This window comes from Marinobacter goseongensis (assembly GCF_023156235.1).
In the GTDB taxonomy this organism is placed as follows: domain Bacteria; phylum Pseudomonadota; class Gammaproteobacteria; order Pseudomonadales; family Oleiphilaceae; genus Marinobacter; species Marinobacter goseongensis.
The window spans coordinates 45175-53907 of sequence record NZ_JAKZAI010000017.1 but is presented as its reverse complement, the minus strand read 5'-3'; the positions used below and the strand labels follow the sequence as shown (position 1 = coordinate 53907).

The 8733-nt window shown below is 61.2% G+C and carries 7 protein-coding genes; 4 read left to right on the top strand and 3 right to left on the bottom strand.

All coding sequences use genetic code 11. The features are described 5' to 3' along the window. The first annotated feature begins 47 nt into the window (after positions 1-47). Positions 48-1433: a GGDEF domain-containing protein gene (locus MLC70_RS14810; RefSeq protein WP_248185083.1), complete on the top strand. Its 1386-nt coding sequence runs from the start codon at positions 48-50 to the stop codon at positions 1431-1433. Position 1434: 1 nt separating this feature from the next. Here the strand turns inward: MLC70_RS14810 and MLC70_RS14805 are convergent, their stop codons facing one another. Beyond that, the gene (locus MLC70_RS14805) at positions 1435-1668 is read right to left on the bottom strand and encodes a DUF2789 domain-containing protein (protein ID WP_248185081.1); all 234 of its coding nucleotides are present in this window, start codon (positions 1666-1668) and stop codon (positions 1435-1437) included. A gap of 97 nt (positions 1669-1765) precedes the next feature. Between MLC70_RS14805 and MLC70_RS14800 the strand changes: the two genes are divergently transcribed. Next, the gene (locus tag MLC70_RS14800) at positions 1766-4558 is read left to right on the top strand and encodes an ATP-binding protein (protein WP_427902111.1); all 2793 of its coding nucleotides are present in this window, start codon (positions 1766-1768) and stop codon (positions 4556-4558) included. A 12-nt stretch (positions 4559-4570) separates the two neighbouring features. On the opposite strand, the gene MLC70_RS14795 is transcribed toward MLC70_RS14800, so the two are convergent. Beyond that, the gene (locus MLC70_RS14795; protein ID WP_410797648.1) at positions 4571-4846 is read right to left on the bottom strand and encodes a hypothetical protein; all 276 of its coding nucleotides are present in this window, start codon (positions 4844-4846) and stop codon (positions 4571-4573) included. Positions 4847-5150: 304 nt separating this feature from the next. Between MLC70_RS14795 and MLC70_RS14790 the strand changes: the two genes are divergently transcribed. Together MLC70_RS14790 and MLC70_RS18580 are read left to right on the top strand one after the other, a co-directional pair. Then, on the top strand, positions 5151-5759 hold the full coding sequence (locus tag MLC70_RS14790) for a hypothetical protein (protein WP_248185077.1): 609 nt from the start codon (positions 5151-5153) through the stop codon (positions 5757-5759). A gap of 162 nt (positions 5760-5921) precedes the next feature. Further along, positions 5922-8003, top strand: coding sequence for a patatin-like phospholipase family protein (locus MLC70_RS18580; protein ID WP_427902112.1), 2082 nt, complete (start codon positions 5922-5924; stop codon positions 8001-8003). Between the two features lie 22 nt (positions 8004-8025). Here the strand turns inward: MLC70_RS18580 and MLC70_RS14775 are convergent, their stop codons facing one another. Beyond that, positions 8026-8706 carry a GntR family transcriptional regulator gene (locus MLC70_RS14775; protein ID WP_248185075.1) on the bottom strand — a complete coding sequence of 227 codons (681 nt, stop codon included), beginning with the start codon at positions 8704-8706 and terminating at the stop codon, positions 8026-8028. Positions 8707-8733: the final 27 nt, after the last annotated feature.

Here is an 8733-nt window from a genome sequence, read left to right as displayed (position 1 = left end):
CACATGGCATATAAACGAATAGATTCAATAGGTTAAACTAGAGTAACATGTTACAAGGTCGCGTAATACAATGGGAAGCCGAGAAGACCTCTCTCCAGCGCATGCTGGTGCGTACCTGTCTGGCCTCAGAGGGTCAGGCGGCGGAACTTGACCTTCTTCTGAACGAACTGCGCAAGGATTTGCGCAAGGACTCGCTGGATCTGGTCAAATGGCGGACACTCCAGGATCAGATTGACCGCCAGATTGCCCTGCTGGATGAACCCGCAGTGGCCTCCTCGGCTGCGCTCTCCACGCCAGTCTCCAGTCCAATCTCCGCTGCCCCGCCGCAACCTGCTGCCGCCGCAGGCGATGACAACGATCTGGGCAACAACCAGCAGCGACTGCGCATTGCCCGGCGTGTTGGTCAGTTGCTCGGTCAGTTGCTGCAACAAGTGACGCTGGAACCCGGCGCGGACGCCGAAGCGCGGCAATTGCAGCAATCGTTGCTGAAGAGTGAGGACTGGGAAGAGCTGCGGGAAGGGTTGAATCGTGTGGCAGAGCTGGTCATCGCCGCGGTGACCCGGGGCCAGCGCGATTTCGAGGCGTTTCTCAAGCGTCTGGATGAACGTCTGCAATCCCTGCGTCAGCATTTTCAGGATCAGTCATCTGCGCAGGCGGGCCGGCTGGATGCCTCCGTCGAGCTTGACCGGGAAATCCAGCAGGAGCTGGCGCAGATCGGTCATCAGGTTCAGTCCAGCCACGAACTCGCCGGGCTGAAACAGTCGGTGACCCGGCATCTGCAGTCCATTGGCGGCGCGGTGCGGCGGTTCCGTGAGCAGGAGTCGGAACGGGAGAAGAACCTGTCGCACCAGCTCGAAGCCATGCAGGAAAAGCTGGCGGCGGTCGAGGCCAATTCCGAGAAGATGCAGGAACGTATCCGCGAGGAGCGGGCTCGCGCCCTGATTGATCTGCTGACTCAACTGCCCAACCGGGAGGCCTGGCAGGAGCGGCTGGCCTTCGAGTACAACCGATGGCAGCGTTACCGCCACCCGTTGACCATCGCGGTGCTGGATATTGATCTGTTCAAGCGGGTGAACGATTCTTACGGTCACATAGCCGGTGACCGTGTGTTGCAGTTGGTTGCCCGGGAGTTGCGGGACCGTCTGCGCAATACCGACTTTATTGCCCGCTTCGGCGGTGAGGAGTTCGTGCTGTTGCTACCGGAGACGCCTTGCGCCGCCGCAGAGGGTGTACTGAACGAGATGCGGGGACACATTGCTCAGTTGCCGTTCCACTTCCGGGGAGAGCCGGTTACCGTCACGTTCTCGGCGGGGGTAGCCGAATTCGGTGATGGCGACACGGAAGAGGCGGTATTTGATCGCGCAGACCGCGCGCTTTATGCGGCCAAGGATGGTGGCCGGAATCAGGTCCGGCTGGCCTCGGCCAGGGGCTGACTCAGTGCCGCATCCGCGCATCCAGTTCGTCAATGATTTCGGCCCAGTCCGAGTCGTCTTCCAGTCCCTCTTCAAGAAACTGTGCCTGACTTTCCGACCAGAAGGGCGCGTCCTGAAGCGCAATTTCGGTGGGGAGTGGTGAATGCCGGGTGATGAATTCTTCAATGGCGGCGTCGTCCGATGCCATGCCGAGTTGCTCGAAGAGGGTGGTGAATGTGTGTTTGCTGGTGTCCATGGCCGTCACCTCCATACGCTGTGCAGTGCTTGAATGAAATCGGGGACAATGGCATGCATTGTCTCCTGAACTTTAGCGGAACCGTTGAGGATATCCAGTGAAGGCTGTGTTACGGGGGTTGTTGACGTTGCTGTGCTGCCAGTTCGCCGGGCCGTTGCTGGCTGACCCGCCGCAACTCTCGCCGGCACCGGTGCTGGGCGTCGAAGACCTGGTCTGGGTGGCAGAGCAGGAGGGTTTCCGGGTGGGTGTAGCCGGTGGCCAGATCCCGCTGATGTTCGATACCGGGAACGGTGTGTTGGCGGGTATCTACATCGATTATCTGGCGCGGCTTTCGGACAAACTGGGTGTCGCCATTACGCCCGTGGCGGGCGGTCATGGCGAGATTGACCGGCAACTGGCCCGCGGCGAGCTGGATGCCCGCGTCGTCGCCCGCAGCGCGCAGCAACGGGATCCCGCAGGCCGTGACACCGTGGAGGCGCTGATGAGCCTGACCTACGGTGTGTTTGTCAGTGCCGGCGATGCCGGTATCCGCAAGTTGTCCGACCTTGAAGGCAGCCGCGTTGCACTGATTGCCGAGGATGCCAACCAGTACACGCTGCTGGACCCGGTGGAGAACTTTACGCCGGTGCCGGTTGCCAGCATTAGCGAAGCGGTGAGTATGGTGCTGTCCGGTCAGGCCGACGGCTTTGTCGGGCCGCTGCCGGTGGTTTCCGATTACCTGCAGTCGGCGATGATCAATGGCATCGGCCTGGCATTGCTGCTGGATCAGCAGCCCGTGGATGTGATGCTGGAGGTCGATGCCGATAACGAACGCCTGAAGCGGGTGCTGGATCAGGCGGTCAATGCCATCAGCCACAACGAACACCGGACCATCCGCCAGTCCTGGTTGCAGACGGATATGCCAGAGGTAAGGGACGACGGCATCAATCTGTCCGCGAAAGAGCAGAACTGGCTCAAGAGCCATCCGGATCTCAAGGTGGCATTCCGTGCAGACTGGCCGCCTTTTGAATTCATTCAGGACGGCCGTCCGGCAGGGCTGGTGCCGGACCTGGTGACGCGCCTTGAAACCCAGCTCAATGTGCGATTCCAGCGCGAACAGATTCCCGACATTCTGGCCGCCGAGGAGCGTCTGCAGGCCGGGGAGATCGACATACTGCCTGCGTTCAGCAAGACGCCGCGCCGCAGTGAGGATTTTCTGTTCACCCGGGCCTACCTGACCGTACCTATAGCGCTGGTAATCCGTGACGACGGCCGCTTTATCGGCGATTTGCGAGAGCTGCGCTCGGAGCGCGTGGGGGTGGTAAACCGCCACGCGGCCCACGATTACCTGCTGATCAGCCACCCGGATCTGGACCTTTACCCTATGGTTTCGGTCGAGGATGGTCTGCTGGCCCTGTCCAATGGCGACCTGGATGTCATGGTGACCCACATCCCCGCGGTCAGTTACACCGTCGCCCGCCTCGGGCTGTCGAATCTGCGCATCACCAGCATTACCCCGTACCAGTACGAGCTGAGCCTGGCGGTGCGCAGGGACCGGCCGGAACTGCAGCGCATACTCAACAAGGCCCTGGGCAGCATCGATGCGGCGGAATCGGAGTCCATCTACAACCGCTGGATTCACCTGGATATCGAGCAGGAGACCGACTACACCGTGGTGCGCCGGGTGGTGGGTATTGCCCTGGTGGTGGTGCTGATCTTCCTGTACTGGAACCGCAAGCTGTCGCGGGAAGTGGATGAGCGTATACGCTCGGAAAATGCGCTGCGCCGCAGCGAGGACGAGCTCCGTGCGGCCAAGCTGGAAGCCGAACGGCTGGCCCGGGAAGCGGAAGCCGCCAGCCTCGCGAAAAGCGAATTCCTGGCCAATATGTCCCATGAAATTCGCACCCCGATGAATGCGGTCATCGGGTACAGCGACCTGCTGAGCGACAGCGTGAAGGATCCGCAGCAACGTAATTATCTGGATGCGATCCGGGCCGGCAGCCGCAGCCTGCTGATGCTGATCAACGACATTCTTGACCTTTCCCGCATCGAGGCCGGCAAGATGCGGCTGGACTACACCGCAGTATCCTTGCGTCGGTTGCTGGGGGATGTGCGACATATCTTTGACCTGCGCGCTCGCGAGCAGGGCATCACCCTGGAGGTCAGTGTGAACTCGAAAATGCCCGCCTCGATGATGCTGGACGAAACCCGTCTTCGTCAGGTGCTGTTCAATCTGGTGGGCAATGCCATCAAGTTCACCCACGAGGGTGGTGTTACGGTGCGGGCCACCGCGACGCCGGTGAAGAATGGCAAGTCAGGAGCCGCTGCCACCGACGACAGTCGCAAGCTTTACCAGCTGGCGGTGACCGTCCGTGACACCGGCATCGGTATTCAGCCGGATCAGCTGGAGCGGATCTTCGATGCCTTCGAGCAGCAGGAGGGGCAAAGCAGCCGTCGCTATGGCGGCACCGGGCTGGGATTGGCCATCAGCCGCAAGCTGGCCCGTATGATGGGCGGTGAGCTGGTGGTTGAGAGCCAGCCGCAGCAGGGCTCCACCTTTACGGTGACGTTACCGAGGGTAGACGCCACCGGGGAGCAGGCCGAGGACGACGGCGCCCCGGAAGAGGCAGAACGCCTGCTGGCCCAGACCCTCAGCATGCAGGAGCGTGGCTGGCTGCAGGACCAGCTGGCGCGGGATTTCGGTGACGAGTGGCAAACCGTGCGGGAAAGCGGGGATCCGGAGCAAATGCGGGATTTTGCCGGTCGTGTTGTGGCATGGGGGCAGCGATTCCGATCGCAATCGGTCACCGGCTACGGGGAGAAACTGTTGGCTGACGTGGAGGCGTTCAACCTCGACGCAGTAAACAGTGCACTGGAGGCCTTCCCCCGTTTGTTGGGTCGGGAACAGTAACCGCTGGAGACATCAGAGGCAGTCGAACTGGGAGCGGCGGTCGAACGCCACAGAGATCATGTCGTAACCGGAATCCGAGAGAGTGCGAATCAGGTCCCGATCCTTCAGCAGGGCCATACACACCTTGTGGACGCTGGCCTGCAGTTGATCCTCCGCCGGCTCGGAATGGAGCCGGAAATCCACAATCAGGTACTTGCGGTCGACCAGGGCCGACGTTGGGATATCTTCCCGTTCGACACTCTCAAAGCCGATGTAGGTGGCCTGCTCGCTGTTGAATACATTGCTCATCAGCACGTCCAGGTTTTCCGCAAGCGCCGGCCGGGCCGCGAAAACCGACACGAGAGCGACAGCGAAGACAAAGGACGGTTTGCGCATGGGGGCCACTCCCTGGTGTCTGCCCGGTGTTATCCGACATAATGTAACTGAACGTTACAAAGATTATTGCAGAGTCTGAAGAAGTTTGCGCCGGATGTAATGATGATTTTTCAATTGTTTTCAGTTTGTATGAAAAATGCGCAACGCGCCGCAGGTTTCCCCGGCTGTGATGGATCAACTATCATGGTGGTATATCGATTCAGTGAGAGGCAGTGACATGTTTCAGCTTGTGTTCAAGGGAGAATGCGCGCCCGGGGCTGACCCCGCCGCCGCCCGGGCCAGCGCACGAACGTTGTTCAAGGCCAGCGTCGAGCAGATCGAGCGCATGTTCAGTGGCCAGCCGGTGGTCATCCGGAACAGGCTGGAAGAAGATCAGGCCCTGAAGTACCGTGCGGTGCTGGCAAAGCATGGCATGCGGGCCTATGTACAGCCGATGCCCGGTTCGTCGCCCTCGGGGCCGGAGGCCGCTGAACGGAAACCTGCGCCGCAGACTCCGGCCCGGCCATCCCCGCCACCCGGGTCACCCGCACAAAGCACTGCTGCTTCCAGCGCAGACGCGCCTGCCGTCGAGCCCGGAGACCGGTTGCCGGTGGCTGGCGACAAGGTGGACACCATACTGGCGGGATCCGGGCTGTCGCTTGATCCGGTCGGGGTCACCCTCGCGGAACACCACGATGTGGAAGCCCCCATGTTTCAGCATCTCGACGACTGGACGCTGGCGCCTGCGGGTACGGATCTGGGCGTCGAGCGTGATCTTCCGCCGCCCATGGTGCCGGACGTGTCTCACCTGTCACTGGCCGACGAGGAACCCCGCGGCAACCAGTGAACTGACTTCAGGAACTTCCCCTTGTTCAGGATTGTAGTTTGGCTGCTGGCCGCTTTTTGCCCGGCGCTCACACTTCCCGTTGTCGCGGCAACCGCTGCTGACCGGCCTTACGAAGATCGCCCAACCGTGGGCCTTGTACTCAGTGGCGGTGGCGCCAAGGGCATGGCCCATGTCGGTGTGCTGCGGGTGCTGGAGGAGATGCGCATTCCGGTCGATCTGGTGGTCGGCACCAGCGCCGGCTCCGCGGTCGGTGCGCTATACGCCAGCGGCATGCCGGTGGAAGAGATCGAGCAGCGGTTCATTGATCTGGACTGGGTGTCCAGCTTTCAGGATGACCCCGGTCGTGCCTATAAGCCGGTGCGACGCAAACAGGAGGACTGGCGTTTCCCCGTGGTGCCCGGCATTGGCGTGCGCTGGGATGGGCTTCACCTGGGTGGCGGCATCATTGCCGGTCAGAACCTCGGTTTTATCCTCAATGAGCTCACCCGTAACGCCGCACTGGTGGAAGATTTCGACGAGCTGGCGATCCCATTCCGCGCGGTTGCCACCGATCTGGAAACCGGCGAACAGGTGGTGTTGGGCAATGGCAATCTGTCCGAGGCCATTCGCGCCAGCATGAGCATTCCCGGGGTTTATGCGCCGGTGAAGCGTGAGGGCCGCTTGCTGGTTGACGGTGGTGTTGCCAACAACCTGCCCGTGACCGTGGCACGCGACATGGGCGCCGACATTGTCATCGTGGTGGACATCACCGATCCGTTGCTGAAAGCCGAAGACCTGCAGGAGGCCTTCTCGGTGGTGGGTCAGCTCACCACCATGATGACGCGAATGAACACCGAGTATCAGCTCGACCGGCTTGAGGACGGCGATGTGTTGATTCGCCCCGACCTGGAGGGCCGTTCTTCCGCTGATTTCTACGATGCACCCATCCTGTTCGAGTTGGGGGCCACGTCGACCCGCAATCATGCTCGCGAACTACGCCACCTCAGCGTCGACAAACCGCGCTGGGAGCAGTTTCGCGCCCGCATCAACGACAGCGCCTATTCACCCGGTGAGATTGTCCGCGTCCAGGTGGAGCAGGATTCAAAGCTCGCCGGGGAATTCCTGCGCTCGCGCATCCGGCAACAGACCGGCGAGGCACTCGACGTGGAGGTGCTGGAGGAGGATCTCAAGCGGATCTACGGACTGGGCTATTACGAAACCGTATCCTATTCCCTGTCTCCATCGGCGGGGGGCACGGTGTTGACAGTTCAGGTCCAGGAAAAATCCTGGGGGCCGGGGTATCTGGCGTTCGGGTTGAATTACGAAGACAACTTCGACAGTGAAACCCGCTTCAATGTGGGCGCTGCCCTGCGGGTCACGGAACTCAACGCGCTCGGTGGCGAATGGCAGACCGGCCTGCAACTGGGCACCGAGCCTTACGTGCGCACTGAGTGGTTTCAGCCGCTGGATTTCGGCTACCAGCGATTCCTGACGACCGGAGTGGAATACACCCGGGATACCTTCAGCGTGTTCGATGGCGAGGGTGAACGCGTTGCCGAGGTCGACGTGACGTTCCGCCAACTGGATCTGGCTCTGGGTATGGAACTGGGTGGCAACGGCGACGTGCGACTGGGCTATTACCGAGGCTATGCCACTGTGGATGAGCAGGTGGGTGACGCCGAGGCACCGTCCGGTTCGATTCATCAGGGCGGACTAAGCCTGCAGCTGGTTCATGACTCGCTGGACGACATCTTTCACCCCCAGTCCGGTGGCTTCGCCGGCATTCGCGGCCGGATGGAGCGCGAAAGACTGGGTTCGGACCGCTATTTCGACTCGGTGACTGGCATGGGGCTGGGCACCGGGAGCTGGCAGGGCTTTACCCTGACCGGTCTGGCGTACGCCCACGCCGTCACCCGCGGTGAACCGGGCATCGAAAATACGGTCAGACTGGGCGGTTTCCGTCGGTTGTCGGCTTATGCGCCGGGTGAGATTACCGGGGAGAATGCGGCCATGGTATCGGTGTTTGCCAGCCAGGAATTTGGTGGCCCATTCGTGCCCTGGTTTGCCGGCGCAGGTATCGAGACCGGCAACGCCTGGGAATCGTTCGACGATGCCAGCTGGAACAACACGGTCAGGTCCTACAGCGTATTCGCTGGCGTGGACACCATTCTGGGGCCGGTGCAGCTGGCCACCGCCTACAACAACGAAGATAACTGGACGGCGTACCTGAACATCGGGTTTTCCTTCACCCAGCTGTTTTACTGAGCGCCGGCCAGAGTGCTGTGGCTCAGGCGCCGCGCCGGGCCTTGGTGTCCGCCAGGGCATCCAGTACCTGACGGCACTGCTGTTGGGCAAAGCGCTCAAGAATCCGGGCAAGGCGCTCTTCGTCCCGGTCCTTGATGGCCTTGATCGATTCTTCCATATGCGCCAGATTGTCTTCCAGCACCCGGTTGCCGCCGCTCTGAAACGCCACGAACGCGCAGCGTCTGGCGGAGGGCCAGAGATTCTCAATGGCCGAGACGATAAAGTAGTTGTCGGCGTAGGCGAGCGACGCCTGGGTGTATTCGATGCCGAGCTCCAGAAAGCCTGTCAGGTCATTGCGGCGATAGCAGTCTTTCATGCGCCCGTAAAGTGATTCCAGTTTTGCCATGTCCTCCGGTTGCCACTGGCAGGCCAGTTTGCGGCCGGTGTGGGTCAGGTACAGCTCCAGAATCTCGTACAGGCTGCGCACGAAATACTCGTCCAGCAGGGTCACAAAGGCGCCTTTGCGGGGCACATTGCGAACCAGATGACGCTTTTCCAGCAACAGCAGACCCTCGCGGATCGACCCGTGACTGACGTCCATCTGCTTGGCCATGGCGCTCTCGTAAATCCGTTCGCCGGATCTCAGCTGACCGAAAGCTATGAGGTTTTCGATGTGGCGGGCGACCTGTTCGGTCAGTGTTTCTCGGGGCTTGAATGTGGTCATGATCCTGCTTCGTTACTGCGTGCCGGG